The following is a 26995-nucleotide window of genomic DNA, read 5'->3' as shown; positions in this document are numbered from 1 at the left end:
AGCTTTTCTACTACTACCTATAATACATAATTTTCTCAGCAATATATTTCAGCTACCGAACCAAGATTATTGTTGATACTTCATAACAAATCCCTAAAACCATGAAAGAATATAGTGTTGTTGTGGCATATGATGACCCCTTAAAAAGGTTAGGAATAAAAGCCATGCTAGAAGCTCCAAAAGACATGAAATTTAATTTATATGAAGATATAAGCAATTTAGAAAACTTACGAAAAGTCATCGTTGATAGCCAACCAGATTTTATAGTAATTGACGCAACCTTAAACTCTAATGATTCTGGAATTGAATTAGCCAAATACACAAAACTGCACGCTTCTAGAACTAAGATTGTTATTATGGCATTTACTTTAGAAAAATGGTTAATAAAAGAATTAAAAGATCTGGAAGTTAAGTGGATCCTTTATAAAGCGGATACGGTAGAAAATCTCACAAAATGTGCAGGTAGAGCTATCCAAAACAAACCATATATAAGCAAGATTTTCAGAGAATCTTGGTGGAAAGAAAAATCAAATCCAATCCCTAAAGTTTCGGATAAATCATATCAACAATTATCTAAAACAGAAATCAAAATATTAAATCAAGTAGCCTTAGGAAAGACAAATAGGGAAATAGCTCTTGACCTTTTCAAAAGTGAAAAAACAATTAAAAATCACCGTCAAAACATTTGTAAAAAACTACAAATTGCTGGTAGCAACGCACTTTTCAAATATACAATGAAATTAAAAGATGTATATCATTAAGTATCTATACTGACAGTGATCATACACAAAAAATGAGTACTTGTACCCATGTTTTTCATTCATAGAGTTTTTAATTTTCCTACCGAAAACTAACGATACTGTTTATACCCAAAATAAACAAATCACACACAACTCATAATTATGAAAAACACTACAATAAAAACCTTATTACTACTACTATTCTATGTACAAATATCAGAAGCTCAAGAACTCATTATAGGACAAAACCAGCAACTATATTCTCAAAATACACATAATAAAACTACCGCACTATTAAGTCAAAGCAAAGCATCTCTACATATCACTTCTGAAATCGATCTGGTAGTACTACAGCTAAAGGATATCACTAAAGAAGTAAGTTTAACTACTAGCTTTGATTTTTTTCAAGGCTTACAAAGCCCATTTAATCCTGACGTATGGATCTACTTAGAAAGAGAACAAATAGGTGGCGCATTTAAGCTTCAAAAAATTAACCTAAAAAACGGAAAACAGACTACATTAATAAATAAAAAAAATAAGAATAGAAAAGATCTAGTCTTAAAACCAATTGCTTGGACTAAAGATCCAAATAAATTTTTTGCGGAAGCTATTTACCTAGATGCAGCCGAAGAACATGAAGGTATCTTTATTTATAATATTCAAACTAACGAAATAGAAAAACTTCCTATTTCTTTTCAATACACTAGAACACCTTTGCTATCACCACAAAGAGATCGTTTTATATTTTCTGGATCTACTAAACAAAAAATTGATCACTTACATGATATCTCTGATCATATTTATGAATATAATATCGAAAAAAAAACTACTAGGACTATAATTCAATCAAAAGGAAAAGACATAGATGTTCTTGGTTGGAATATTGATTCAGAAAAAAACAAACAGTATCGTATTAATCATAAATCTAACCTGTCCTATTATTTACCTTGGGATTTTGGCAAAGAAAATTGTGTATCCAGACACGGAACTCCTGGTCCCACCGGTTCTCATAGTCCCGTTGGCCAATGTGGTTTTTTTACACCTGGCGGACATCATGGCTATCACGCCATCGATTTTGCTACTTCTTTATCTGGAGATGATAATGTAAGAGCTTCTGCAGCAGGAACAGTTTCCTTTTCTGGAATAAGCGGAAGTTTGTCTAGCGGTTACGGAAGATTAGTTATCATACGACATAGTGATGGAACTCGTACATATTATGCGCATAATAAAACACTATTGGTAAATCAAGGACAATCTGTACAAAAAGGACAAGTAATTGCTTTAGAAGGAACTACAGGAGGATCTACTGGTGACCATATTCATTTTGAGTGGAGAGCCGCGGGAGGAAACTCTCCTACTTCTGGATCTTTTGTTGACGCAGGACAACCTAGACAAAATTATATTTATCGTTCACAGAATACCTTTGGTTCTCAATCAGATACTCAGGCACCAACAACTTCTATAACAGCAGTTGGAGGAAACACCCAATCCTCTGATTTCACTGTTAATTATTTGGATACTGATAATATTGGTGTAACTCGAAGGTTTTATCAAGTACTAGAAAAATATAACGACAACTGGTATGCTAACAGAGGTAATGGTTTTTTTAATGACAACTTTAATATTTTTTATTCTGGCTATACCAAAGGAGCAGGAAATTGGGCTATCAATAACGGTCATCTTAGTCAATCAAACATTACTTTGGATAACACCAAATTGAACACGTTCTTATCACAAAATTCTGGACTACCATATCTATATGAATTCTCTGCAAAAATAATATCTACTAGTGGCCCTAAAAAATTTGGCATACATATTATGGCTGACTCTCCTGATCAAAGTCAACGAGGAAATTCTTACCTAATATGGTTTAGCGGCGAGGATAATAAAGTAAGAATATATGAAACTATAAATAATCAATTAAACTTTAGAGCAATTGATGATGTAACATTAGATGATAAATGGGCTAATTACAAAATTACTTACAGTCCTGGATTTGGTGTGATTGAAGTGTTTAGAAATAACACCTCTATTTTAAAATGGACGGATACATCTCCAATCAAAAATGGAAGTTCTATTTCATTAAGGACGAATAAAACCAATATTGAACTTGATGATCTAAAAGTTTATAAGTTTAGAGCTGATAACACTACAGAAATTTTAGCTGGAACAGAAATTACTAAAGATATCAGAAGAAGAAATGGAAAGATAAAAAGCTTGGTTAGAGACGCTGCTGGAAATTGGTCCTCTCCTGGAAATCTAGATGTAACTATAAGTTCTATAACAAGACAAAATCAAGAGGTTATAAATGACACTTTTCTAAAAAATGATACTGAGGTTAAGATATACCCTAACCCTACAAATGGTACAAACCTAACCCTTACCTATAAATCGCTACAAAAGTCCTATACCTCTATATCAATAATTGACATTAAGGGTAGTGTTCTAAAATCTTTTAGAAAGTATACAGAAAAAGCAGGGAATACATCCTTAAATCTTAGCAGCTACTTTACTTCATTAAAAGATGGCACATATTTTATTAAAATAAATGATGATCGAGGTTCTCAGACGATCTCAATTATTAAACGATAGTTTTTTGTAAGTGTGTAAAAAGGGTTCTACTTATTTGGTTAACGACCTGTCAGAGCCCTTTTTCTTATAATATAACTCATAAAACATAAACTCAAAACACAAACATCATATGAAACCTAAAACATTAATAGCCTGCATAGTTTTCTGCTCTTGGCTAAGTCAACCTATTCAATCACAAAGTATATCTAACAGCAAACCAATAACTGAAGAAGGAGAATATAGCACTCCTGTATGGTCACCAGATGGTCAGAAAATCTTGTTTACAGATCATCATAATGATGAATTATTTGTAATAGATCTTATTCACGAAAATAAGATTACCAAAGTTAAAAACGGACAAGGAATTGGATATCTCGCTAACTGGTCCACAGATAGTAAAAGCATTATTTTTAGAGAAAAACCTAAAGACGGACTCTTTTCTGACATACTAGTAAAAAGTATAAACCTAAAAACAAAAGCTGAGAAAACTCTAAATAATGTGCATCCTGACAACACGGATCTATCACTTCAGAAAAAGTCTAATAAAAATCTCATAGTTTATATCAATTTACAAACACTTAAACTAGAAGCAAAAGAAGGTATCAATGGAAAACCTTGGGTAATAACCAAAGAAGAAGGACAATATTACCATCCTATTGTTTCTCCTGATCAAAAGCAAGTAGTGGTACACGAAGGGCCAAACATATATCTATACCCTATTTACAAAAAACAAGAACGTATATCCCTAGGATATGGATTAGCAAGTTCATGGTTACCCAATAATAATGGTGTCATTACTTTTGAAGACAAAAGTATTGATGGACACACTATCTCTGCATCGGACTTGTTCTATATCTCTGCTAAAACTGTTTCAAAGACCCAATTAACAAATTCTAATGATATTATTGAAACTTGGGGAGACGTATCTCCTGATGGAAAAAGAATTGCTTTTTCTGATGAAAAGAGCGGAAGAATTTTTATTGCTGATCTTAATTTTAAAAACTAGTCCCCATGAAAAATACACTAATAATTCTAATCATAAAGTTAGTCTTTATAAGTATCATTTTATTTCCTAAAACATCACTAGCACAAGTTGTTGTTATAGATCCAGGACATGGATATGCTAGTAATGGTAGTAATCCTGATGGGAGAACGGATACAGAACACGCTACCGCACTATCAGTTGGTATAAAGCTCAAAAACTTAATTGAAAATGACTGTAACGGTTGGTCGGTGCGATTAACTCGAAGTACCCGTAATGGATGGCTTACTCTTAGCCAACGAAGGACTATTTCTAATAACTGGAGAGCGGATCGCTTTATCAGTATACATTGTAATGCAGGAGGCGGAACAGGCACCGAAACATTTTGGTGCAATCGGAGTAATTCTCCTCAATCATCAAATAGTAGATTCTCGAGGCAAATTCAAGACAGAATGGTAGAAAAAGGGCAATGGCGAGACCGTAGATCTGTGGAAGATGCTTCCTTTATTTTTCATCTTGGCGTATTAACAGGCAATAATGCAGTAGGTGTACTTAGTGAAATAGGATTTGTTGATACGGGAGATGCGACAAAACTTTTAAGTGATACTTGGAGAAATAGATTTGCAGATGCATATTTAGTTGCTCTTCAGAATGATTTAAACAGAAGCTGCACCGCACCTCCAACAGGAGATACACAAGCACCAACTACAACCATAAGCATTACTGGAGGAAACTCACAATCTGGAGATTTTACAGCGAACTTTAATGATAACGATAATATAGGAGTAACTAGAAGGTTTTATCAAGCTTTAGAAAAATATGGCGATAATTGGTATGCTAATCGTGGAAACGGTTTTTTTAATGATAACTTCAATATTTTATATTCCGGATATACTACTGGAGCAGGGAGTTGGAGTGTTCAGAATGGTCATCTAAGCCAATCTAACATTTCTTCGGATAACACAAAACTAAATACTTTTTTATCTCAAAATTCTGGTTTACCATATTTATATGAATTCTCAGCTAAGACTATTTCTACTACAGGGCCAAGAAAGTTTGGCATTCATATTATGGCAGATGATGTAACTCAAAGTCAAAGAGGAAACTCTTATTTAATATGGTTTAGTGGAGAAGATGATAAAGTTAGAATATACGAAACAGTTAACAATCAATTAAATTTTAGAGCAATAGAAAATGTATCTCTCGATAACCAATGGGCTAATTATAAAATCACTTATAGCCCAGCTTTTGGGGTCATAGAGATTTTTAAAAATAATACTTCTTTACTACGATGGACAGATACAACTCCTATCAAAAATGGAAGTTCAATTTCTTTAAGAACAAACAAAACCAATATGGAATTTGATGATCTTAAAGTTTATAAGTTTAGAGCAAACCCAACGCAATTAATCACGGCTGGATCTTCTGTTACTAAAGATATAAGAAGACAAAACGGAAAAATAAAAAGTTTAGTAAGAGACGCTGCAGGAAATTGGTCTTCTCCTGGAAATCTAGATGTTACAATCAGCTCTCTTTCTCGCCAGAATCCTAATATTATTGATGATACAAAACTAAGCAATAGCATCCCTATCATTTATCCAAACCCAATAATAAACAACTCATTAACGATGACCTACAATTCTGTCTCAAATGAACGTATAGAAGTGTCAATTTGGGATATTACAGGTAAATTCTTAAATAAAATTAGTAAAACATCTAAAGAAAACAGCCTACAAAACCTGAATATTAGTTCTCTTCTAGAAGGCATTACAAATGGTAATTATATTATAAAAATTAAAAATGGAGATCATGTATCCTATAGTAGGATATTAAAACAATAAGTTTTAAAAAAATATCAAAAAATAAAACCGACCAAAATTTGGTCGGTTTTATTTTTTGATATTTTTTAAGGCAACTACTTTGTAATCTGTTTCCCTTTATATTTCCATTCAGTAATACCGCCATCTAGATCATAGATTTTTGTAAATCCTGCTTTCTTCATATAAGCAGAGCATTTACCACTTCTTCCTCCTCTTCCACAATACACAGCCACAGGTTTTGTTTTATCTACTTCAGATATAAGTGTTTCAAAATTTTCATCACTAAAATCGATATTAATCGCACCTTCTATATGTCCTTCTGCGTATTCTTTTGCAGTACGTACGTCTACGAGCTGTACCTTTTCCATTTCCAGCAAAGAATCCATTTCTTCTACCGTTATTAATTCTACAACAGCAGTATCGCTTGTACTGGTATTCTTACAATTAAATAATAAAACTGAAAGAACAACTACGGTTAATATTGTTTTAATCTTCATAAACACTATTGAATAATATTATTCGGCAACTTCGCCATCCCAACTCATAAAACCACCAATTAGGTTATAAGTAGTTTTGAAGCCCATTTGATTCATCAACGTACATGCTTGCGCACTTCTAGCTCCAGAACGACAGTATACATAATAATTTTTGGTTTTATCCAGCTTCTCTACTTCATCCAAAAAACCTTGTCCTTGGCGTATATCTAGATTTAACATGTTAGGGATAAAACCATCTTCTACCTCTTCTTCTGTTCTAACATCTAAAATTACTGCACTTGTATCTTTAGCAATTAGATCTTCCCATTGATCTTGAGTTATATCTTCGGCCATTTTATATTTCGATTTTTAATTGAACTTTTAAATCCGCAATTCCATACAAATATAAGAGTCCTAACTGAATTGTACGAAATCGTACATCCATTTATTTCAAAAGTAATATCATGAATTAAGCTTTTATACTACAACCTATAGCTTTAGTAGTTTCTACAGGAACTTTCTCTCCCTTCAATAAAGCATTAATAGCATCTTCAACATATTTTTCATCAGCTGATGATGCATCTTTATAATTATTATCGATTGCTCCAATATAACGGACTATATTACCATTTGCGGTCTTTTCTAGAATATAAACATGTGGAGTTTTTGTAGCTCCATATTGAGGATATATTTTTTGACCATCATCAAATAAATAAGGAAATGTAAATCCTTTCTCTTTTGCTCTTACCTTCATATTATCAAAACTATCCGTTGGATACGCTTTAGGGTTATTAGGATTAATAGCAACAACAGGATAGCCCTTAGTTTTAAACGCTTTATCTAACTCTATAATTCTATCTTCATAAGCTACAGAATAAGGACAATGGTTACAAGTAAAAATAACAATGAATCCTTTAGCATCTTTATAATCAGCTAACGAAACTGTAGTATCATCAATATTCTTAAGGCTAAAATCTGTTGCGGTATCTCCTATTATATATCCAGCATCACTATCGGACAAATTAACTTTATCAATTGCAAATGCACTTACTGCAATTACTAGAACAACCGCTACTAAAATTTTTAAAGTTTTCATCTGTTTATCTAATTAAGGTTTTAATAAATAAGATTAAGAGCTATTTATAATATTTTTTTTAATTCTCTTTCTAATTCATCATATGTAAAGGATCTCTCATAAAAATTAGATGTATTTCCTTTGTATATAATGGTAGCTGGTATAGAACCAGACCAATTTTCATTTACTTTTGGAATCCAAGTATTAGCATCAGGATCATCTAACAATACTATTTTACTTTGTATACGTTGCTTTCTCACAAATGGGATTAGCTTAGATTCCACTTGATTGGGAAGATCTAGACTTACTAATATTACTTCAACCTCTTTATTTGGATATCTACTATTAATTAATTCAAAATATGGCAATTCCGCAACACAAGGTTTACACCAGGTAGCCCAAAAATTAATCACCCGAGTTTTTCCATCATCAATACTCAATAAATGTTCAAAATTTTCAAAGTCATATACTGGTATCTCCACACCTCTGCTAGAAAAAACATTAGAAGCTTCGAAAGCAACTCTCTGTTCTCCTTTACAACTCACAACCAAAAAGGTCAATCCTATATATAAGATCAGTTTCTGCATTATACTAATGTATTAAAACACATTATTTCCTAAAAGGAAATTAACAAGGTTTAAATATTTCATAAAGAGAATTTTAGGATTTTCTCAATCCTTTAATCGAGCAATAATAATATTAATGAATAGCAATCATCAGAACTTTAACAAAGAATTAGTAACTAATTATAATTTTTAAAAGAGTAAACAACATACATTTGTATATACAATAATTGTATATACAAATGAAAATAGAAGACATCATACAAACGAAAAAAGAACTTCCACTTTCCAGAAAAGTGATTATCAACTTATTGTATACCGAAAACTGGATAAGTGATCAGATAAGTTCAGAATTAAAGGTTTATGATATCTCTATTCAACAATTTAATGTATTAAGAATATTAAAAGGGCAACAAGGAAAACCCGCTAACTTATCTACTATACAGGAAAGAATGGTCAGTAAAATGAGTAATACTACTAGATTAGTAGACAAACTCATTAAAAAAGACTTGGTAAGGCGAGTTACCTGTGAAACTAATAGAAGAAAAGTAGAAATTACTATTACAGAAGAAGGGAATACCTTTTTGGATAAAGTAAGCCCCGTAATGCATAGTTTCGAAAAAAAGATCACATCAGATCTCTCGGATCAAGAATTAAATACCCTAAATAATCTATTGAATAAACTTCGAAGTTAATTAAGTAAACACATTTATATAATCATTAAATTTTAAAAATTATGAAAACTAAACTTAAACCATTATTGCTAGCATTAACTTTAATTGCTACTACATCCTTTTATGCACAACAAAAACAAATAAATACTGCAGAAAGTACTATTAATTGGACAGGTAAAAAAGTTACAGGTCAACATACAGGAACGCTTAGTTTTTCTAGTGGATTCTTAACCTTTGATAATAAAAATCTAAGCGGAGGAGAGTTTATAGTAGACATGAGTTCACTTGCTGTTACAGATCTTGAAGCTGGAAAAGGGAAAGAAAAACTAGAAGGACATCTTAATTCTGATGATTTCTTTGGAGTGCAGAACTTTAAAAACGCGAAACTTATCATTAAAAAAGCTACAAAAATGGATGGTGGTTATAAAATTGCCGGAGACCTTACTATCAAGGGTAAAACGAACCCTATTGCTTTTGAACTTGCAGTAAATGGATCGACTGCTTCCGCAACATTGAATGTTGATAGAACTAAATATGATATCAAATATGGATCAGGAAGCTTCTTTGATAATCTAGGAGATAAAGCTATCAGCGATGAATTTGAATTAGCCGTAAATTTAAAAATGTAATTTTTTGTTTTTTGAATTATAATAAATTTATATATTTGACTCAAGAAATTTTAAAATGAATATAATCTTAACAAATACGTGGTGGTGGTCATCTTATAACGAAAACGTCGTGAGATAGCTCCTGTCATATAGTTAAGTAAACATATCAAAGGCTTGTCAAATCACGACAAGCCTTTTTTTTGTTCTAATAAATTAGGGGTTTTATAAATTATAAATATAAAAATGTAACATGAGTTATACATTAACCACACATTTCAAACAAATTCTTGCCGATACTATTACACCGGTTAGTGTCTATCTAAAAATTAGAGATAGATTTCCTAATAGTCTATTATTAGAAAGCAGTGATTATAGAGGGAACGAAAACAGTTTTTCGTATATCTGTTGCAATCCTATAGCTAATATTAAAATTGAAAATGAAACTATTTACGAATCATTTCCAGACAAAACAAGTAAAGAAACTCCAATAACTAACGATACTAATATCCCTCTTGTTATAGAGCAGTTTAGTCAAAAATTTAAAACCTCTAAAAGTGATTTTAAGTTTATAAACAATGGACTATTTGGCTATATTTCTTATGATTCTGTACGATATTTTGAAAACATAACCGTTACAAAAAAAGAAGGTGGCTTAGATATACCTGACATGCAATACAATGTATACCAAAATATTATTGCAATCAACCACTTTAACAATGAGGCTTATATTTTTGCCCATTGCTATGATTCTGAAAGTAATATTACAGAAATAGAATCCCTTCTCAATGTAAAAAACTTTGCTTCATATAGCTTCGCCACTGTGGATGAAACGGCCTCTAATTTAGATGATGAACAATACAAAGAACATGTCGCATTAGCTAAACAACACTGTCAACGGGGAGATGTTTTTCAGTTAGTTCTATCAAAACGTTTTTCTCAAAAGTTTAAAGGTGATGAGTTTAATGTATATAGAGCACTAAGAAGCATAAACCCATCTCCTTACCTATTCTATTTCGATTATGGTGATTTCAAAATATTCGGAAGCTCACCAGAAGCTCAATTAGTAGTTAAAGATGATATTGCAGAAATCCATCCTATAGCCGGAACTTTTAAACGAACTGGAAATGATGAACAAGATGCGGAGTTAGCAAAAAAACTGTCCGTGGACGAAAAAGAGAACGCAGAACATGTAATGCTTGTAGATCTAGCACGTAATGATTTAAGTCGCAACGGAAGTGATGTTACTGTAGACACTTATAGAGAAGTCCAGTTCTATTCACATGTAATTCATTTAGTAAGTAAAGTAACTGGAAAAAAACACAAGGACACAACAACAATGCAAGTAGTTGCTGATACATTTCCGGCAGGAACACTAAGTGGAGCTCCAAAACACATGGCTATGCAACTTATAGAAAAATATGAAACTGTAAATCGGGATTTTTATGGAGGAGCTATTGGCTTTATGGATTTCTCAGGAAATTTCAATCATGCCATTATGATTAGAACATTTTTAAGTAAAAATCATCAATTACATTGGCAAGCCGGAGCAGGATTAGTCAATGAATCTAACGAAGAAAACGAGCTACAAGAAGTATACAATAAACTAGGAGCATTAACTAAAGCGTTAAAACTAGCCGAAGAAATATAAGGAGCTAATAAACTCCTACTAAATAATATGAAAAAAGTATTAGTAATTGACAACTACGATTCATTTGTTTACAATCTGGTTCATTACCTAGAAGACTTAGGGTGTGAAGTAATTGTAAAACGAAATGATCAATTGAATATAGAAGAAGTAGCTTCTTTTAATAAAATATTACTTTCACCAGGACCAGGTATTCCTGATGAAGCTGGGCTTTTAAAAGAAATCATTAAGACATATGCAGACACCAAAAGTATATTTGGCGTATGTCTTGGTCAACAAGCTATCGGAGAAGTTTTTGGTGGAAATATTATCAACCTTGATGAAGTATATCACGGTGTTGCTACTGAGGTAAAACTTACCGTATCAGATGAGCCTCTCTTTAAAGGTCTCAACGATACTTTTGATGTAGGACGATATCACTCATGGGTCGTATCAGAGAAAGATTTACCTTCTTGTCTAGAGGCAACATCCTTTGATAAAAATGGGCAAATAATGTCTCTACGACATAAAGAATTAGATGTTAGAGGCGTACAGTTTCATCCAGAATCTGTACTTACTCCTGATGGAAAAACAATGTTAGAAAACTGGATTAATAATTAAACTCTTACGATGAAAAAATTACTCAATAGATTAATCAATCACGAGACTATTTCTAAGGAAGAAGCTAAGCAGGTTTTAGTCAACATTTCTAAAGGATCCTACAATCAAAGTCAGATTGCTTCTTTTCTAACTGTATATATGATGCGTAGTATTACTGTCGAAGAACTAGAAGGTTTTAGAGACGCTTTATTAGAACTATGTATTGCTGTAGACCTAAGCGAATATAATCCTATCGATCTTTGTGGAACTGGAGGAGACGGAAAAGATACTTTCAATATTTCTACATTATCATCTTTTGTTTCTGCAGGTGCAGGTATCAAAGTAACCAAACACGGAAATTATGGGGTTTCCTCTAAATGTGGTAGTTCTAACGTTATGGAACATTTAGGAATTAAATTTAGTAACGATAAAGATTTTCTAAAACGCAGTATTGATGAAGCAGGAATATGTGTTTTGCATGCACCTTTATTTCATCCAGCTATGAAAAATGTAGCTCCAATACGAAGAGAGTTAGGAGTAAAGACATTCTTTAATATGCTAGGACCAATGGTAAATCCAGCATTTCCAAAAAATCAAATCGTAGGTGTATTCAATCTTGAATTAGCAAGAATGTATGGGTATTTATATCAAAATACAGATAAAAATTTTACTATAATTCATGCACTAGACGGGTATGATGAGATATCCCTCACAGGCAGCACAAAAACAATATCTAATAAGACTGAAGGAATGTTAACACCTGAAGATTTTGGAGTAAAAACTCTAAAAATGGAAGAAATCGTAGGTGGAGATTCCATAGAAGAATCCGCAGCTATTTTCATGAATATTCTAAGTGGAAAAGGAACTGAGGCTCAAAACAACGTAGTTTCTGCCAATGCAGGAATGGCAATTGCAACAGTTCAAAATTTATCCCCAATTCAAGGATTCGAAAAAGCAAAAGAATCATTACTATCAGGTAAAGGATTAGAAGCATTAAAGAAAGTACAAGAATTGAGTAAAAATTAGTTGACAGTTATTAAAGAATGAACATACTAGATAGAATTATAGCAGATAAATATAAAGAAGTAGCATTAAGGAAAAGCATAATACCTGTTCGACAACTAGAAAACTCTGTACTATTTGACAGAGAAGGAAACTCATTAGCAGAGGCATTAAGAAATAGTACAACCGGTATTATTGCAGAACACAAACGTAGGTCTCCTTCTAAATCAGTGATTAATCAAAAAGTTAGCGTCCAAGATGTAGCCGTAGGATATGAAAATGCAGGAGTTTGTGGAATGTCAGTTCTAACGGATGGAAAATATTTTGGTGGATCTTTAGATGATCTATTGTTGGCTCGAGCTTCTGTAAAGATGCCGTTATTACGTAAAGAATTCATCATAGATGAATACCAACTATTAGAAGCCAAAGCATATGGTGCCGATGTAGTATTATTAATCGCCGCTGTATTATCTAGAGACGAAATAAAAACATTATCAGAATTTGCCAAAAAATTATCTCTTGATGTATTACTAGAAGTACACAACCTAGAAGAGCTAGAGAAATCAATAATGCCTTCTTTAGATATGTTAGGAGTGAATAATCGTAATCTTAAAACTTTTGATGTTAGTATTGATGTTAGCAAGAAATTAAGTCAACATATCCCTGATGATTTCGTAAAAGTTTCAGAAAGTGGAATTAGTAATATAGAAGCAATAAAAGAACTACAACCATATGGTTATAAAGGGTTTTTAATTGGTGAAAATTTTATGAAAACAGAAAACCCAGGTCCTAGTGCTGTAGAATTTATAAAAGCCTTGCAGAGATGAAATTAAAAGTATGCGGAATGAAATATCAAGAAAACATAGAAGCTGTTGCAGCATTGCAGCCAGATTATCTTGGGTTCATTTTCTATGAAAAATCTCCTCGAAATTTCGATGGAGAAATTTCAAAGTTACCTGCAACCATAAAAAAAACAGGAGTTTTTGTAGACGAGCCTTTAAATCAGGTTGTTTTAAAAATCGCAAAATATGGCTTAAAGGCCATACAACTTCATGGTAATGAAAGTCCGGAATACTGCAAAGCACTAAAAGAAGTGGAATTATCATTGCCAATTATCGAAAATGGAATCGAAGTTGGTTTTGAGTCTTATAACTTCGAAGTATGGAAGGTTTTTTCTATCAAAGACCAATTTGATTTTGAAATATTAAAACCTTATGAAGGAATTGTAGATTATTTTCTTTTTGACACAAAAGGAAAAGAAAAAGGAGGCAATGGATATACTTTCGACTGGGGTGTTTTAAACAATTATAACTCCACTACTCCATTTATTTTAAGTGGAGGAATAGGCTTAAATGAAATTGAAAAAATAAAAACAATCCTAGAAACAGATTTACCAATATATGGAATAGATATCAATAGTAAATTTGAAATTGAACCAGGATTAAAAAATATAAATGATTTAGAAAAATTTAAAAAACTATTGACCGTAGATTGTTAAAGGCGTTATCTATGTCTTACTACTATGCTATCAATAAAAAGATAAGAAAAATGAGCTATCAAGTAAACGAAAAAGGATATTATGGCGATTTTGGAGGAGCATACATTCCAGAAATGTTATATCCTAATGTAGAAGAGTTAAGATCTACGTATTTAGAGATTATGAATGAACCTTCTTTTAAAGAAGAGTTTGATCAACTATTAAGGGATTATGTAGGACGACCATCTCCTTTATATTATGCTAAACGTCTTTCTGAAAAACACAAAACCAAAGTATACTTAAAGCGTGAAGACTTAAATCATACTGGGGCACACAAAGTAAACAATACCATTGGGCAAATTTTAGTAGCAAAAAAATTAGGCAAAAATAGAATTATTGCAGAAACAGGTGCTGGACAACACGGTGTAGCTACTGCCACGGTTTGCGCATTAATGGGAATTGAGTGTATCGTATATATGGGAGAAATTGATATTAAACGTCAAGCTCCTAATGTAGCTCGTATGAAAATGCTTGGTGCAGAAGTAAGGCCTGCTAAATCCGGAAGTAAAACATTAAAGGACGCAACTAATGAAGCTATTAGAGATTGGATCAATAATCCTGTAGATACTCATTATATCATCGGTTCTGCTATTGGCCCACATCCATATCCTGATATGGTTACTAGATTTCAATCCATTATATCTGAAGAAATCAAATGGCAATTAAAAGAGAAAGAGGGAAGAGAAAATCCCGACTACGTTGTAGCTTGTATTGGAGGCGGAAGTAATGCAGCAGGAACGTACTATCATTTCTTAGACGAACCAAGCGTAGGAATCATTGCTGTAGAAGCAGCCGGTAAAGGCGTTAACAGTGGAGAAAGCGCAGCAACATCTCAATTAGGTAAAGAAGGGATTATACACGGATGCAAAACACTACTAATGCAGACAAGCGATGGACAAATCACTGAACCATATTCTATTTCGGCTGGATTAGATTATCCAGGTGTAGGTCCTTTACATTCTCACTTGTACAAAACAGGAAGAGGTGAGTTTTACTCTGTAACAGATGATGATGCCATGACTGCTGGATTAGAATTATCTCAATTAGAAGGTATCATACCTGCAATAGAAACATCACATGCTTTAGCAGTATTTAATGACAAAAAATTTAAACCTGATGACATTGTAGTTATTAGTCTTTCGGGACGTGGAGATAAAGACCTTAATACTTATATAGATTATTTCAAATTATAATAAATTAGTAGAAAGTAGTTGGTACTTAGTATTGACCTATTCTTTGTTAACACTAAGTACTAACTAAAAACTACTGTACTAATAAAAACATGAACAGAATTAATACAGCTCTTGAGCAAAATAAAAAACTATTATCAATATATTTTACCGCAGGCTATCCTTCATTACATGATACCAAAAAAATCATTCAGGATCTAGAGAAAAGCGGTGTTGATATGATAGAAATCGGATTACCTTTTAGCGATCCGTTGGCAGATGGACCAACAATACAAGAAAGCTCTACAATAGCGTTAAAAAATGGAATGACGACTAAACTATTGTTTGAACAACTTAAAGATATCCGTAAATCCGTAAGCATACCATTAATTATTATGGGATACTTTAACCCAATGATGCAGTATGGGATAGAAGCTTTTTGTGCCAAATGTCAGGAAATAGGAATTGATGGGTTAATAATACCAGATTTACCAGTTGCGGAATACCACGAACAATATCAAGAAACTTTTGAAAAATACGGATTAATCAATGTCTTTTTAATTACTCCACAAACTTCAGAAGAACGCATACGTTTTATTGATAGTGTTTCTAATGGATTTATTTATATGGTAAGTTCTGCAAGTGTTACAGGATCCACATCTGGATTTGGAAATACACAAGAAGCATATTTTGAGCGTATCGCTAATATGGATTTAAAGGCGCCACAGATTGTTGGATTTGGTATTAGTAATAATGAAACCTTTACTCAAGCGACTAAAACTACAAAAGGTGCAATTATTGGATCTGCTTTTATCAAACACTTAACTCAAAATGGTGTAGAAAGTATTGAAGATTTTACTCAAAAGATTAGATAATATTCATAAATTTAAAAAAAGAATATTTATAATATTCGTTCTGAATTAATTAGAATTTTTATGATATCTCCGATTTTATTGATAACCTTTATTTCTATTCCTTTAATAATTGCCGTTATTGTCATTTTTGTTTTCATCAAGTGGTTAAAACCTGATTTTTTGCAATTCAAAAAAAGTATTAAGGAAAAACCAGAAGGGCTATTAGATATAGACGATCGATACAACACAAATAAAATAGAAAAAGAAAAAGAATTAAATGATTTATTAGATAAAATAAACAAGCAAGGTATTGATAAACTCACTAAAATAGAAAAGGAAAGGTTAGAAGAATTATCTAAATAATTTACTATTCTTTAGTAAATAAATTATCCAAGAATTTTTCTAATTTTTCTCTTTTTAGTTGCTCCATATTTAGTTTTAATTTTGTCATAAAACCATAAGAATCTCCTTCAACACGCATTTCACCAGAAATATATAACTCACTTTTTTTATTCAATCGAATTTTATTTAATTCCAAAATTGGGTATTTAAGAAAAACTGAAGCCACCCCATTAGTACCATAATCTGTATCGACATCACCATTGTTCAATAACTTTTTGATCAATATTTCGAATTCATTATCTAAACTAGCAGAAATAACAAATACTTCCCCCTTATCATTCACCACAAAATCAGTGTTATAAATATCTGCACTATAACTCATTTCTCCAGTATCAAAAAAAGAAGCATCCAGATTTCCTTCTACATCATATTTACGAATATGATACAGACCTTCAGAATCACTTTTCAATTGAGAAGTATACATCTCTTCTTCGGATAACACAATACGATCAAATGATTGATAATCTTCATTAATCTGTATACAGTTTAATTTATTAGAAGACATTTTTCTACTATCTAATCCAGCCAGGTACGTAGCTTGTTCTTGCCCATTATCTATAGATTCAGAATACGCCAATAATAGATAATCATCTGCCATTGCAGAGCAATTTAATGTAAAGTAATGATCATCATATAAACCGGAGGATAATGTTTCACCAATATCAGAAAGCTTAAGAATAGCAATCTTTTCTTCACTTTCTGTTGTTCTAAAATCTTTTACTTTAGCGACAACTATTATCTCATCTTTTGATGAAGCATAAATATATTGTCCGTAATTATCATCTAAATTATCAAGAATATTCTTTTTGTATACTCCGCTACTACCAAATCCATGATTAATAGTTCCATCATCATAAAACTCATTAACAGAAATCATCCAACTATACCCATTCCAAAAATTTGATAGAACCAAGATACTCCCATCTGCTTTAGAATTAATCGCTACTGGTATGGTATATTCGTTATTTAGATTGCTTATTTCTGTATTAAAACGAATATCTTTTGCCCCGTTTTTAGCAAGACGCATCAGGTTTCTTTTTGCATCAGATTCGTATAAAACATTGATTTCTCCACCTTCTAGAACATCAAAATCAATAATATGAGAAGTTAAAACGCCTAATTCTTTAAAAACTAGTAATCCATCTCTAGAAAAATCAACATCCAATTGTTGCGCATAACTATATTGTAGTAAAGAGCAAAAAGCGGCTAGTAAACAGTAAATTCTCATAACGAAATATGGTAGTAACTTTAGTTAGTCACCTTCGCGAAAGTAGAATGAGTAAAAAATGAAGATTAGGGGTATAAAAAATTATATGCGTAATTAAAATAAACTATATTCTAATTAAGGTTCAAAAAAAAGAATTTATATACTATAATGCAAGAATTTTCTTAATAATAAAAAATTAATAACGTTAATAAATTAAAAACAAAACAAAATGCATAGACTAATCTTACTCATTTTAGTATCTATATTTTCTAATGCTATTATTGCCCAAGAAAATTTTTATGATAGATTATCCGACGCTACAATAACATTAACCACGCAAGATGTTACCTATGACCCTTCATATTTCTCCATGAAATATCCAAATGGTGATGTTCCTAATGACAAAGGAGTATGCACAGATGTAGTAATAAGAGCTTATAGAAAACTAGGAATTGATCTTCAAAAAGAAGTACACGAGGATATGGTCGCAAACTTTGGTCTATACCCAAAAAATTGGGGGTTATCAAAAACAGATAAAAATATTGACCATAGAAGAGTTCCAAATTTAATGAAGTTCTTTTCTCGATTTGGAAAAGTAAAATCTATTTCGAATAAAGCACAAGATTACATTCCGGGAGATATTGTGTGTTGGAGTTTAGGTGGTGGATTAACTCATATTGGACTAGTGGTTGATAAAAAATCTGAAGATCAACAACGATACTTAATAGTACATAATATCGGTGGCGGACAAGTATTATCTGATTGTTTGTTTGATTATAAAATTATAGGGCATTATCGCTACAACGGAAAAAGGAAATCTTAGTAAAATCTTTTTTATTCATAAGAAAACCTTAACGATTGTATAGTTTTAATCAATTTGTATAAACCTTCTATCTTTTATAAGTAAACAATTGTTAACCAGTATTAATACGGGGTATTTTCCCTGAATTCTTAATGTAATTTGGTATAATACAAGTATTAACTTAAAAAAAGAACTATGTCATTACAAGTAAGTTTTAGAGTTGTGGGGCTCTACTGTTATTTCGAAAACCTACAGGTACCTAATGTAACTGCTCAATCATCTGTAAAGGATGTGATGAATGGAATCAAAAGCGTTAAAACAGATTTTGATTATTCTTCGGTAAACATGGGTGGTAAAGAAATTGTAAATTCATTATCCTATAAATTCGGAACCAGCTCAACAGTGCCATATAATGTATCTGGACCACCAGCAGATGGTTTTAGAGATCTTACCAACAGTATTGGTAACACCTCTTTAGTTTGGCAATATTATCGCTCTGTTACAGGCTCAATTGATGGAAGTGTTTCAGAAATTAAACTGATCACCAAAGGGCAACCATCATTTGCAACGACTGCATTAGACACAAATGATCCTTTTTTTGGTTCTATTCCTGCCAATTTTAATATTAGTACTTACAATCTTACATGGAGATTAGTACAAATTCAAATGGCGCCAGAAAAGCAAGCGAAATTTCTATATGCACAAGCGCAAGCTTATCAAGAAGCATAATATAGTATTGTAATAAAGTTACTTTTGAAAAGAATCGACATCATTCATTGATGTCGATTTTTCTGTCTCATCAAAAATAATCCTGATACTGTAAGACTCTAAAATCAATTGTATTGAATTTTGGATTTTGGTTTTTCAAATCTTTATAGGTTTGCAAACTTCCAATAGATCTATTTGCTGCTCCTGATGGAGCAATCAATGAAACGGTTTTTATAATTCTTTCTCCTAATTTAAAACGATGTATTCTTGGAATCTCATTTGAAACTAATTCTAACTGTAATTGGTGTTCTCGAAGATGTTTTCTAAAGAAATATTCTGGTCCGTTTTTACTATTACCACCTGTAAATAAAAGCGTATCAATCTTAGGGTACTTATACAAATATGACACCACATCTCGTAGTTGTATATTCTGCATACCAAGATCAGAAGCGTCGATTTTATCTCTTTTACAGCAATGTACTATATCACATACTCCAATTCCTCTAGAACTTAAAAAATTTTTACGTTGATCTATTGCTTTTTGTGTGGTTTCAAAAACCAATTCTAAATTAAAAATACGATCTAAAACAGGCCATAATAATCCACTAATACTTCCATAACAGAAATTTACATCACCCACTTTTAATTCTCCAGAAGTAAAACGTGGAGGCGGTAATGTACCTACAATAAGTTTTGTTGCTCCTTCTGGAAAAAAAGGTGCATATGGATGTATATGATTAAACAATATTAATTGCGGTTTATGATTTACAAAGTTAAAAAGAATTTACCAAGGAAGAACAAATGTATTTACATTCTAAAATTGGAAATAAATGAAAGGTTGAAAATCGGCAGCATACGTTTGATAACATATAATAGCAACAATTACGGCTATTAACCCTTTGATAATGATATTACTTTTAATAAACTGATCTAACAGCCAATCTTTAGTCCTGTAAGGTAACCAATGCGTGATATACCCAAATAACATGACAACAAATACGATTCTATACTCCCAAAGAACTACTAAAGCATTCGTCCAATCCATATTAGTCATAATAGCCTGATAAAAGCGGTTAATATGATCCATACTATTACCTCTAAAATAGATTCTGGTAAATGTGATAAAAATAAAAGTAAATGCAATTTTCCAAGTAATTGCTAACCAACTATTAGAATTTTCATAAGGACTTATTTTACGCCAATATTTATAAGCAACAACTCCTAATCCATTTAACCCACCCCAGATCACAAATTTCCAAGATGCTCCATGCCATAATCCTCCGATCAACATCGTAATCATAATATTGACATTCCTATTAAAATGCCAAGCCAACTTAGAGGAAAACAATGTAACAATAAGCAATAGACCTATCCCAGCTGTTGCAATAATTGCTACCCCAAAATCTACATAAGCAAATACACCTAAAAAGGTAAAAACAGTAATAAAAACGTATGAAAATATACTTCCATTTCGGTTCCCTCCAATTGGTATATATAGGTAATCTTTTAACCAACTTGATAAAGATATATGCCATCGTTTCCAAAAGTCTCCACAATGTATGGCTTTATAGGGCGAATCAAAATTAACGGGTAATTTATATCCCATCAATAATGCTAAACCAATAGCTATATCAGTATATCCAGAAAAATCTCCATAAATCTGTAATGAGTACCCAATCATTGCCATAATGTTTGTAAATCCCGAAAACATTTCTGGGACGTCAAATACTCGATCCATAAAATTCATTGCAATAAAATCTGCAAAAAGCATCTTCTTTATCAATCCCTTAAGAATCATAAAAGTTGCACTCCCAAAATCTTCCTTTGTAACCCTAATCTCTTTTCTAATCTGCGGAACAAAGTCTGCTGCACGGACAATAGGACCTGCAACTAATTGAGGAAAGAAACTTACAAAAAAACCAAAATCAATAATAGATTTTAGCGGTTTTATCTGCTTTCTATAAATATCAACACTATAACTAATAGTTTGAAAAGTATAAAAAGAAATTCCTACCGGCAAAATGATCGCATCGACTGTAAAATAATCAACACTCGCCCAAGAATTAGCGAATTGAGCTAAATAATTAATTACCTGATAATCAGTATTAAAAAGATTGTTATAGGATTCTGTAAAAAAATAGGCATATTTAAAATAACAGAGTGTCCCTAGATTAATTATTACACTTACTGTTACCAATAACTTTTTTGTCAATATGGATGTACTATTATAAATAGCTTTACCTAAAAAGAAATCGTTTACTGTACTGAAAAGCAAAATTCCAATAAACAATCCACTTGTCTTATAATAGAACAATAAACTTATCGCAAACAGATATGCACTACGCAGATTCTTTTTACTATATAATATTGCATACAAAAAATAGATAACTGCAAAGAAAATCCAGAAATCTGCCTGTGTAAATATCAGAGGGTAATCCTCTGAAAAAGAAAAAATATCTTTTAGTCTATTCATTAATTATTTGATTCAAAACAGAGTTAGGCGCTAACTGTAATTCTTTTTCCCATGAATTTGTCAATGCTTGTAATAGTAAATCTGCTTTAATTCTATATCCCAATTGTGTAAAATGTATTCTATCTCTGGGCATTAACTTATTCTGATACCAATCTTTAGAACTGTTATAACCTCCCATTATTTCATAAAAATCCCAAACTGCCATTTTATGTTTTTTCGCTAACTCATAGATTATTTTTTGCATTAATCTAGTCCTAGGGTTTGGATACTTCTTTTTATAATAAGAATCATTTGGAACTGTAAGCAAAACTGCACAATCTGGATTGGCTTTTTGTATATTTAAAATAAGATTTTCATAATACACTCTATATTCTTCTGGGTCGAAATCCGGATGATAAGCGTCATTAGTACCAACCGAAACAATAAATAGATCTGGCTTGTACAACATCAACTGATCATTAAAATATTTACATCTATCATAATAACTAAAACTAGCGCCGTTTACGCCGATAGTAGTATATTCGACACCTCTATTATCATTCATTAACTCCATCCCCATCATTAAAAACTCAGGGGTTTCGGGATTACCAATTCTTTGAACACAAAATTCCAATTCTTCTAAAGTTCGCGTAAGTACAAATTCAATAAAATGAGCCTCTTTGTTTACCTTGGTATCAGCAATTAATCCAGACTCTTTAAAAAAGATTTCATAATCTTCACTCCAATTGTCATAAAAAATTCTAATTCTATTAAAGTTATATTGCTGCGCATCATACCCTCTATGATTTGCTTTTATCTTAATATTAGAAATTGAATCTTTAAAAACCGCAGTAACACCAGCCATTCCCCAAGCAACGCTGTCTTTTCTTATAGAACAACGATATCCCTTCCAATTCCCATCATATTCTACACTATAGTTACTAGGATTATTTGTACTAGCAATTTTATATGGGTAAATAAATCCTCTTTGTCCTTTTGCAGTAGGACTCATCTGTTGAAGATACGTTCTTAATCTATTAGAATAAATATCAGCCTGTATATGGGATCCTCCGATATGAAAAATATGAACATCTTCATCATTTCCTCGAGCTATAGTGTCCAATTTATGAAATAACTTAGTAAAAGAAGGAGAATTCTCCACGAATTTAATCCGATTCGCTTTCCAATTAATGAAGGTGTATTTATCTTGAATAGTATCCAAAACATAGTCCTGACCTACAACAGAAACACCTACTAGAAAAAAATATAAATAAAGTATACTATGTTTCATCGGCTATTTCTTTTTTGAGATCAAGGTATAGTGCAGTAAAAAACAATTCTGAAATAATTTTAGTTCCTTTCCAGGTAAAATGCATGTAATCGTTAGCTGTTAATTTTTCTTCAACCCAAAAAGGCATAGATCCTTTTCCTCCCATAGCATCATACATACTCCAATAAGCCACATTATTATCAGAACAAGTTTCTATTAATTTAGCATTTAGATAAGGTAGTAAAGGGTATGTTTCCATTTTCCCATTTACAGGAAGACACATATCAGTGGGGCCGATAAATATAAAACTTGCATTTTTTGTTCTGCGTCTTAACCAATTTATTTGATTAACGATAGATTTTGCATAATTATCGACTTTCGTTGAATCCTTTAAATAAGGCATAGTATTTCCACCATATTGCATAATGATGATTTTAGGTTTTAAATCCCTAACCATCTTACCATATTCAGAAGCATTTGTACTAGAAAAAATCGTTCCAGAAGAACCGCGCATAGCTACATTATCAATCTGTACTCTTGATCCTCCGTCTAATGTTAACCCATAAAAATCCGCACTTACTTTACCTTCAAGCTCAATTTTTAAATTACTTGGGGTTGTATTGGTTCTTATCTTATATTTATGATATTTACCATCCGCAATTAGGTCCTCTTGTTGAATCAGTTTTCCTTCATTATATACAGAAATCTTAATTGGGAAATTACAATTCCCGTAATGTAAACCGATATTAGTAAATCTTCTAAATTTAGCATATGCTTTCTTTGATTTACCAATAACTACTGATGCTTTTACTATTGGTAATGAATCTAAAGCTATACTATCTGGGAGTGTTTTTTTATGTTCTGTAAAACGAGATACTGACATATAAGCTCCATACCTTCTATGTTTAAATCTCTCTTGCGTTGGATCAAATCTAGCATATCTAAACCAATTCTCACTAGGTTTTACAATAGCTGCAATCTGATTATATACGGGTTTTACCGGTATAAAACCAGGTCCACTGCCTCCATACATAGTTTGTAATCTATTTCTAATATAGCCTGTAATTCTATCTCCTTCTATTTGGGAATCACCATAATGTAATATTCTACAAGATCTAGAGGACAATTTAGATTGTAGTTCTTTTACAAAATCTGGATTATCTAAAGGATATCGTATTCTTTCAATTCTAGTACTATCAATCTTTGAAAAATCCGGTCTCTGTAAACTATCCTTTTTTTCTTTATTAGCTAATAAAGACTCAGGTTCCATATCCGATTCATCCGCTACAGGGACAACCGTTTCGGTAACTTTTAGGATATCCTGCTTTTTAGTTAGCGACGAGTCTTTTTCTAAAGCTAGAAAAGTTTTGTAAGTAGGATATTTTAGAGAAATCCCTTCATAAGAGAAACCATCTTCTTCTACCTGAGCTTTTTGAACACCACCTTTTTCACTCAAAAACATAAGACCAAATAACCCTCCCAACACGAGTATTAGAAACAAGGATATTTGAATAGGTTTGATTTTCAAGGCTATCGGGGACTTTTGATTTTTGTAAAAATAGAAAGTTTTTACGAAACGCAAAGAGATTATCTACCGTTTAAATATAAATACCCTTTAATTTCTTAAAGTAATATATTTTTAGAGGACACACTACTAGGTTTATTAATACTAATTTTATCATCATTCTAAACAGATTCAATTAACTTCTTTACATCGTTCACTACTCTTCTATACTTATGTCGATTAGGTTTAGACATGTGTTGTGATTCTAATATTATTTCTGATAAAATTTCCTTACCATCCATAATCTTACCTTGATTAATAAGAAATTGAGCTAAAATATAACGTTCTTCATAATTAGAATATCGCTGATCAATAGGTTTTAAATTTTCTTTAGCTTCTTCATTCCTACCTTGTTTTCCTAATGCTAAACCATATAAAAACTGACTTCGGGAACCTTTAAAATCGATTTTTTCATTTATTTGCTCAGCACAAAAAATGACTTTATCAAATTGACTTGTTTGATAATAACCTTCCAGTAGTTTTTTGACAACTCCCGAATCAGACTTGTACTTACCATTTAAAGCTATTTCATATTCTCCAATTCCAGAATTATAATCCTTAATTTCATATAAGGCATCTCCAAGGAATACTCTATTCTGAAAAGTATCTGCGAATTCAACTTGTTTTTTAAGATCATTTACTTTTTTAGTTGGATTTACTACACTTACGATTTCCTTTTGAACAACATCTAAATCCCTTTTATTAAAGACTTGCGTAACTAAATAAATAATGCATCCTATTACTGGTAAAAGCACAATTAGAAAATACCAATAGTACTCACGGTTATTTTTAAAAGCGTGATATATGCAGAAGCCCTGTAAAGCGATAATTAAAAAATATGGCATCCGACGAAAATAATAAATCTCTATGATTATTTATAAACACAAAGCACAATCCTCTTCATAAAACTTTGCGCGATTAATAATAGTCATCTAAAAATCTGTGTTTTACATCATTTTCTATCTTGAAATTTCAGCTATTTGACAGGTCTTCTTAATGTTAAAGTTATTAACAAAAAATAATTATCTATCTTTACGCCATAAACATATAACAAACTTAAAGTCATAACAGTAGACACTCTTATACAAATAAGCCCCCAATCTACATTGTTAATAACTTTTAAATTCAGTGTTAACAACTCTGAAAAGGTGTATTTAAAATACTTATAAAGTGAAAAGAATTATACTTGTAATTGCAATCTTTTGTATTGCAAATGTTGGAAATAGTCAATGTTCTATTGAAAATGATGATGACCAATTGATAAATGGAACTTCTCTTCAATCTGGGCAGAGTTTCATAGCTTCTTGTAATGGCATTTTAAATTCTATTGGTATTCTAACTTTTACTAGTGATGTAGTAAATGTAACTCTTTATGATGGAGAAGGGTATGGTGGAACGGTATTAGGAACGCTAACGAATCAGACTACTAGTCCTTTTTCGACTCCTACTGATTATTCGGAATTTGATTTTTCAGCGTTAAATATTACTCTAATCTCTGGACAAACGTATACGCTTGATATTTCCAATATAGGTGGACTAATAGCGTATGATAATGAACCAACACCTAATTATGCAGATGGTCAACGTTATGAAAATGGAATCTCACAGGCAAACAGTGATTTATTATTTTTAGTAAACCTTACTGCGATTCCTTGTACTGATCCGGATATCCCTACCGTTACACATGCTCCAACTACTCTTTGCGAAGGTGACACTGCTACACTTTCTATTTCTGGAAACTTAAACGACGCAACAGAATGGCACATATACACAGGAGCTTGTGGAGGTACAGAAATCGGAACTACCAGCACATCATCCTTTGTAGTTACCCCTTCATCACCAAGCACCACTTATTTTGTAAGAGGTGAAGGAGGTTTATGTGTAGTTCCCGGTTCGTGTGCAAATCTTACGGTCAATGTCACTGCAAATGATGTTGCAAGTTATTCAGCACCCGCAGATTTATGTATTAATGCTGGAATACAAACTAATTTAGGAGGCGGAACTCCAACTGGAGGGGTTTATTCTGGTCCTGGTGTAACTGATGATGGTAATGGACTTACCTACAGCTTTAACCCAACTATTTCGGATGTCGGAACACATTCAATAACTTACACAAGTGCAGGCACTTGTAACGATAGTTCAAGTGATTCCATAGAAGTATTTGACTTACCTAATATAACTTTTAGTGCGCCATCAGATTTATGTATTGATCAAGGCACACAAACTGGATTAACTGGCGGAAGTCCTGCTGGAGGAACTTATTCAGGTTCTGGTGTAACGGATAGCGGAAACGGA

General features: G+C 32.0%; 27 protein-coding genes. 17 read left to right on the top strand and 10 right to left on the bottom strand.

Translation table 11 applies throughout. From position 1 onward, the window contains the following. The first annotated feature begins 101 nt into the window (after window positions 1-101). The 4 genes from BMY33_RS15905 to BMY33_RS15890 all read left to right on the top strand — a co-directional run bounded on the left by BMY33_RS15905 (window position 102) and on the right by BMY33_RS15890 (window position 6134). Window positions 102-761, top strand: coding sequence for a response regulator transcription factor (locus BMY33_RS15905; RefSeq protein WP_091410406.1), 660 nt, complete (start codon window positions 102-104; stop codon window positions 759-761). Window positions 762-902: 141 nt separating this feature from the next. Further along, window positions 903-3332: a peptidoglycan DD-metalloendopeptidase family protein gene (locus tag BMY33_RS15900; protein ID WP_091410404.1), complete on the top strand. Its 2430-nt coding sequence runs from the start codon at window positions 903-905 to the stop codon at window positions 3330-3332. A gap of 109 nt (window positions 3333-3441) precedes the next feature. Next, a complete protein-coding gene (locus BMY33_RS15895; protein ID WP_091410402.1) occupies window positions 3442-4317 on the top strand; it encodes a TolB family protein in 876 nt (291 codons plus the stop codon). Window positions 4318-4322: 5 nt separating this feature from the next. Beyond that, a complete protein-coding gene (locus BMY33_RS15890; protein ID WP_091410400.1) occupies window positions 4323-6134 on the top strand; it encodes an N-acetylmuramoyl-L-alanine amidase in 1812 nt (603 codons plus the stop codon). Between the two features lie 74 nt (window positions 6135-6208). Here BMY33_RS15890 and BMY33_RS15885 read toward each other — a convergent pair whose 3' ends face one another. From BMY33_RS15885 to BMY33_RS15870, 4 genes are all read right to left on the bottom strand, one after another. Continuing rightward, entirely contained in the window at window positions 6209-6610 is a 402-nt protein-coding gene (locus tag BMY33_RS15885) for a rhodanese-like domain-containing protein (protein ID WP_091410398.1), read from the bottom strand. An 18-nt stretch (window positions 6611-6628) separates the two neighbouring features. Continuing rightward, window positions 6629-6943: a rhodanese-like domain-containing protein gene (locus tag BMY33_RS15880; RefSeq protein WP_091410396.1), complete on the bottom strand. Its 315-nt coding sequence runs from the start codon at window positions 6941-6943 to the stop codon at window positions 6629-6631. A 115-nt stretch (window positions 6944-7058) separates the two neighbouring features. Next, window positions 7059-7685 carry a thioredoxin family protein gene (locus BMY33_RS15875; RefSeq protein ID WP_091410395.1) on the bottom strand — a complete coding sequence of 209 codons (627 nt, stop codon included), beginning with the start codon at window positions 7683-7685 and terminating at the stop codon, window positions 7059-7061. A 44-nt stretch (window positions 7686-7729) separates the two neighbouring features. Beyond that, window positions 7730-8251 carry a TlpA family protein disulfide reductase gene (locus BMY33_RS15870; RefSeq protein WP_091410392.1) on the bottom strand — a complete coding sequence of 174 codons (522 nt, stop codon included), beginning with the start codon at window positions 8249-8251 and terminating at the stop codon, window positions 7730-7732. A 218-nt stretch (window positions 8252-8469) separates the two neighbouring features. Here BMY33_RS15870 and BMY33_RS15865 point away from each other — a divergent pair, with 218 nt between their 5' ends. The 10 genes from BMY33_RS15865 to BMY33_RS15820 all read left to right on the top strand — a co-directional run bounded on the left by BMY33_RS15865 (window position 8470) and on the right by BMY33_RS15820 (window position 16658). Next, window positions 8470-8922 carry a MarR family winged helix-turn-helix transcriptional regulator gene (locus BMY33_RS15865; RefSeq protein ID WP_091410390.1) on the top strand — a complete coding sequence of 151 codons (453 nt, stop codon included), beginning with the start codon at window positions 8470-8472 and terminating at the stop codon, window positions 8920-8922. A gap of 41 nt (window positions 8923-8963) precedes the next feature. Beyond that, complete coding sequence (locus BMY33_RS15860) at window positions 8964-9530, top strand: YceI family protein (RefSeq protein ID WP_091410388.1); 567 nt, start codon at window positions 8964-8966, stop codon at window positions 9528-9530. A gap of 229 nt (window positions 9531-9759) precedes the next feature. After that, window positions 9760-11157: an anthranilate synthase component I family protein gene (locus BMY33_RS15855; protein WP_091410386.1), complete on the top strand. Its 1398-nt coding sequence runs from the start codon at window positions 9760-9762 to the stop codon at window positions 11155-11157. A gap of 27 nt (window positions 11158-11184) precedes the next feature. Then, window positions 11185-11754, top strand: a complete 570-nt coding sequence (locus tag BMY33_RS15850) for an anthranilate synthase component II (RefSeq protein ID WP_091410384.1) — start codon at window positions 11185-11187, stop codon at window positions 11752-11754. Between the two features lie 9 nt (window positions 11755-11763). After that, window positions 11764-12759: an anthranilate phosphoribosyltransferase gene (gene trpD, locus BMY33_RS15845; RefSeq protein WP_091410382.1), complete on the top strand. Its 996-nt coding sequence runs from the start codon at window positions 11764-11766 to the stop codon at window positions 12757-12759. A gap of 17 nt (window positions 12760-12776) precedes the next feature. After that, window positions 12777-13562 carry an indole-3-glycerol phosphate synthase TrpC gene (trpC, locus tag BMY33_RS15840; protein WP_091410380.1) on the top strand — a complete coding sequence of 262 codons (786 nt, stop codon included), beginning with the start codon at window positions 12777-12779 and terminating at the stop codon, window positions 13560-13562. Then, on the top strand, window positions 13559-14233 hold the full coding sequence (locus tag BMY33_RS15835; protein ID WP_091410377.1) for a phosphoribosylanthranilate isomerase: 675 nt from the start codon (window positions 13559-13561) through the stop codon (window positions 14231-14233). The genes trpC and BMY33_RS15835 overlap by 4 nt, the downstream gene beginning before the upstream one ends. 50 nt (window positions 14234-14283) lie before the next feature. Next, entirely contained in the window at window positions 14284-15465 is a 1182-nt protein-coding gene (gene trpB, locus BMY33_RS15830) for a tryptophan synthase subunit beta (RefSeq protein WP_091410962.1), read from the top strand. An 89-nt stretch (window positions 15466-15554) separates the two neighbouring features. Next, window positions 15555-16316, top strand: a complete 762-nt coding sequence (trpA, locus tag BMY33_RS15825) for a tryptophan synthase subunit alpha (protein ID WP_091410375.1) — start codon at window positions 15555-15557, stop codon at window positions 16314-16316. A 60-nt stretch (window positions 16317-16376) separates the two neighbouring features. Next, entirely contained in the window at window positions 16377-16658 is a 282-nt protein-coding gene (locus tag BMY33_RS15820) for a DUF6576 domain-containing protein (RefSeq protein WP_091410373.1), read from the top strand. A gap of 4 nt (window positions 16659-16662) precedes the next feature. Here BMY33_RS15820 and BMY33_RS15815 read toward each other — a convergent pair whose 3' ends face one another. Continuing rightward, entirely contained in the window at window positions 16663-17925 is a 1263-nt protein-coding gene (locus BMY33_RS15815; protein WP_091410371.1) for a hypothetical protein, read from the bottom strand. Between the two features lie 208 nt (window positions 17926-18133). Between BMY33_RS15815 and BMY33_RS15810 the strand changes: the two genes are divergently transcribed. Then, window positions 18134-18727, top strand: a complete 594-nt coding sequence (locus tag BMY33_RS15810) for a DUF1287 domain-containing protein (RefSeq protein WP_091410369.1) — start codon at window positions 18134-18136, stop codon at window positions 18725-18727. A gap of 174 nt (window positions 18728-18901) precedes the next feature. Continuing rightward, window positions 18902-19435, top strand: a complete 534-nt coding sequence (locus BMY33_RS15805) for a hypothetical protein (protein ID WP_091410367.1) — start codon at window positions 18902-18904, stop codon at window positions 19433-19435. Between the two features lie 70 nt (window positions 19436-19505). On the opposite strand, the gene BMY33_RS15800 is transcribed toward BMY33_RS15805, so the two are convergent. The 5 genes from BMY33_RS15800 to BMY33_RS15780 all read right to left on the bottom strand — a co-directional run bounded on the left by BMY33_RS15800 (window position 19506) and on the right by BMY33_RS15780 (window position 25545). Then, on the bottom strand, window positions 19506-20159 hold the full coding sequence (locus tag BMY33_RS15800; RefSeq protein WP_091410365.1) for a uracil-DNA glycosylase family protein: 654 nt from the start codon (window positions 20157-20159) through the stop codon (window positions 19506-19508). A 69-nt stretch (window positions 20160-20228) separates the two neighbouring features. Further along, window positions 20229-21887 carry an MBOAT family O-acyltransferase gene (locus BMY33_RS15795; RefSeq protein ID WP_091410362.1) on the bottom strand — a complete coding sequence of 553 codons (1659 nt, stop codon included), beginning with the start codon at window positions 21885-21887 and terminating at the stop codon, window positions 20229-20231. Continuing rightward, complete coding sequence (locus BMY33_RS15790) at window positions 21880-23157, bottom strand: GDSL-type esterase/lipase family protein (protein WP_091410359.1); 1278 nt, start codon at window positions 23155-23157, stop codon at window positions 21880-21882. Before BMY33_RS15790 ends, BMY33_RS15795 begins: the two co-directional genes overlap by 8 nt. Then, window positions 23147-24637, bottom strand: a complete 1491-nt coding sequence (locus tag BMY33_RS15785) for an SGNH/GDSL hydrolase family protein (protein ID WP_170837097.1) — start codon at window positions 24635-24637, stop codon at window positions 23147-23149. The genes BMY33_RS15790 and BMY33_RS15785 overlap by 11 nt, the downstream gene beginning before the upstream one ends. 185 nt (window positions 24638-24822) lie before the next feature. Then, on the bottom strand, window positions 24823-25545 hold the full coding sequence (locus BMY33_RS15780; RefSeq protein ID WP_139195679.1) for a hypothetical protein: 723 nt from the start codon (window positions 25543-25545) through the stop codon (window positions 24823-24825). 325 nt (window positions 25546-25870) lie between these two features. Between BMY33_RS15780 and BMY33_RS15775 the strand changes: the two genes are divergently transcribed. Further along, window positions 25871-26995 (top strand): immunoglobulin domain-containing protein (locus tag BMY33_RS15775; protein ID WP_425284228.1); only part of this gene is annotated, 1125 nt, incomplete at its 3' end.

The organism is Aquimarina amphilecti (genome assembly GCF_900109375.1).
Taxonomy (GTDB): domain Bacteria; phylum Bacteroidota; class Bacteroidia; order Flavobacteriales; family Flavobacteriaceae; genus Aquimarina; species Aquimarina amphilecti.
Note: the sequence above shows the minus strand (reverse complement) of the source record. Positions and strands in the feature narration are given on the sequence as shown.

Bases quoted from the DNA above. Each gene is read 5' to 3' on its own strand.
- BMY33_RS15820 (WP_091410373.1), top strand. From the start codon at position 16,377: ATGATATCTCCGATTTTATTGATAACCTTTATTTCTATTCCTTTAATA.
- BMY33_RS15895 (WP_091410402.1), top strand. From the start codon at position 3,442: ATGAAACCTAAAACATTAATAGCCTGCATAGTTTTCTGCTCTTGGCTA.
- BMY33_RS15855 (WP_091410386.1), top strand. From the start codon at position 9,760: ATGAGTTATACATTAACCACACATTTCAAACAAATTCTTGCCGATACT.
- BMY33_RS15890 (WP_091410400.1), top strand. From the start codon at position 4,323: ATGAAAAATACACTAATAATTCTAATCATAAAGTTAGTCTTTATAAGT.
- trpB (WP_091410962.1), top strand. From the start codon at position 14,284: ATGAGCTATCAAGTAAACGAAAAAGGATATTATGGCGATTTTGGAGGA.
- BMY33_RS15905 (WP_091410406.1), top strand. From the start codon at position 102: ATGAAAGAATATAGTGTTGTTGTGGCATATGATGACCCCTTAAAAAGG.
- trpA (WP_091410375.1), top strand. From the start codon at position 15,555: ATGAACAGAATTAATACAGCTCTTGAGCAAAATAAAAAACTATTATCA.
- BMY33_RS15795 (WP_091410362.1), bottom strand. From the start codon at position 21,887: ATGAATAGACTAAAAGATATTTTTTCTTTTTCAGAGGATTACCCTCTG.
- trpC (WP_091410380.1), top strand. From the start codon at position 12,777: ATGAACATACTAGATAGAATTATAGCAGATAAATATAAAGAAGTAGCA.
- BMY33_RS15810 (WP_091410369.1), top strand. From the start codon at position 18,134: ATGCATAGACTAATCTTACTCATTTTAGTATCTATATTTTCTAATGCT.
- BMY33_RS15875 (WP_091410395.1), bottom strand. From the start codon at position 7,685: ATGAAAACTTTAAAAATTTTAGTAGCGGTTGTTCTAGTAATTGCAGTA.
- BMY33_RS15835 (WP_091410377.1), top strand. From the start codon at position 13,559: ATGAAATTAAAAGTATGCGGAATGAAATATCAAGAAAACATAGAAGCT.
- BMY33_RS15790 (WP_091410359.1), bottom strand. From the start codon at position 23,157: ATGAAACATAGTATACTTTATTTATATTTTTTTCTAGTAGGTGTTTCT.
- BMY33_RS15805 (WP_091410367.1), top strand. From the start codon at position 18,902: ATGTCATTACAAGTAAGTTTTAGAGTTGTGGGGCTCTACTGTTATTTC.
- BMY33_RS15885 (WP_091410398.1), bottom strand. From the start codon at position 6,610: ATGAAGATTAAAACAATATTAACCGTAGTTGTTCTTTCAGTTTTATTA.
- BMY33_RS15880 (WP_091410396.1), bottom strand. From the start codon at position 6,943: ATGGCCGAAGATATAACTCAAGATCAATGGGAAGATCTAATTGCTAAA.
- BMY33_RS15850 (WP_091410384.1), top strand. From the start codon at position 11,185: ATGAAAAAAGTATTAGTAATTGACAACTACGATTCATTTGTTTACAAT.
- trpD (WP_091410382.1), top strand. From the start codon at position 11,764: ATGAAAAAATTACTCAATAGATTAATCAATCACGAGACTATTTCTAAG.
- BMY33_RS15815 (WP_091410371.1), bottom strand. From the start codon at position 17,925: ATGAGAATTTACTGTTTACTAGCCGCTTTTTGCTCTTTACTACAATAT.
- BMY33_RS15900 (WP_091410404.1), top strand. From the start codon at position 903: ATGAAAAACACTACAATAAAAACCTTATTACTACTACTATTCTATGTA.
- BMY33_RS15860 (WP_091410388.1), top strand. From the start codon at position 8,964: ATGAAAACTAAACTTAAACCATTATTGCTAGCATTAACTTTAATTGCT.
- BMY33_RS15870 (WP_091410392.1), bottom strand. From the start codon at position 8,251: ATGCAGAAACTGATCTTATATATAGGATTGACCTTTTTGGTTGTGAGT.
- BMY33_RS15865 (WP_091410390.1), top strand. From the start codon at position 8,470: ATGAAAATAGAAGACATCATACAAACGAAAAAAGAACTTCCACTTTCC.
- BMY33_RS15780 (WP_139195679.1), bottom strand. From the start codon at position 25,545: ATGCCATATTTTTTAATTATCGCTTTACAGGGCTTCTGCATATATCAC.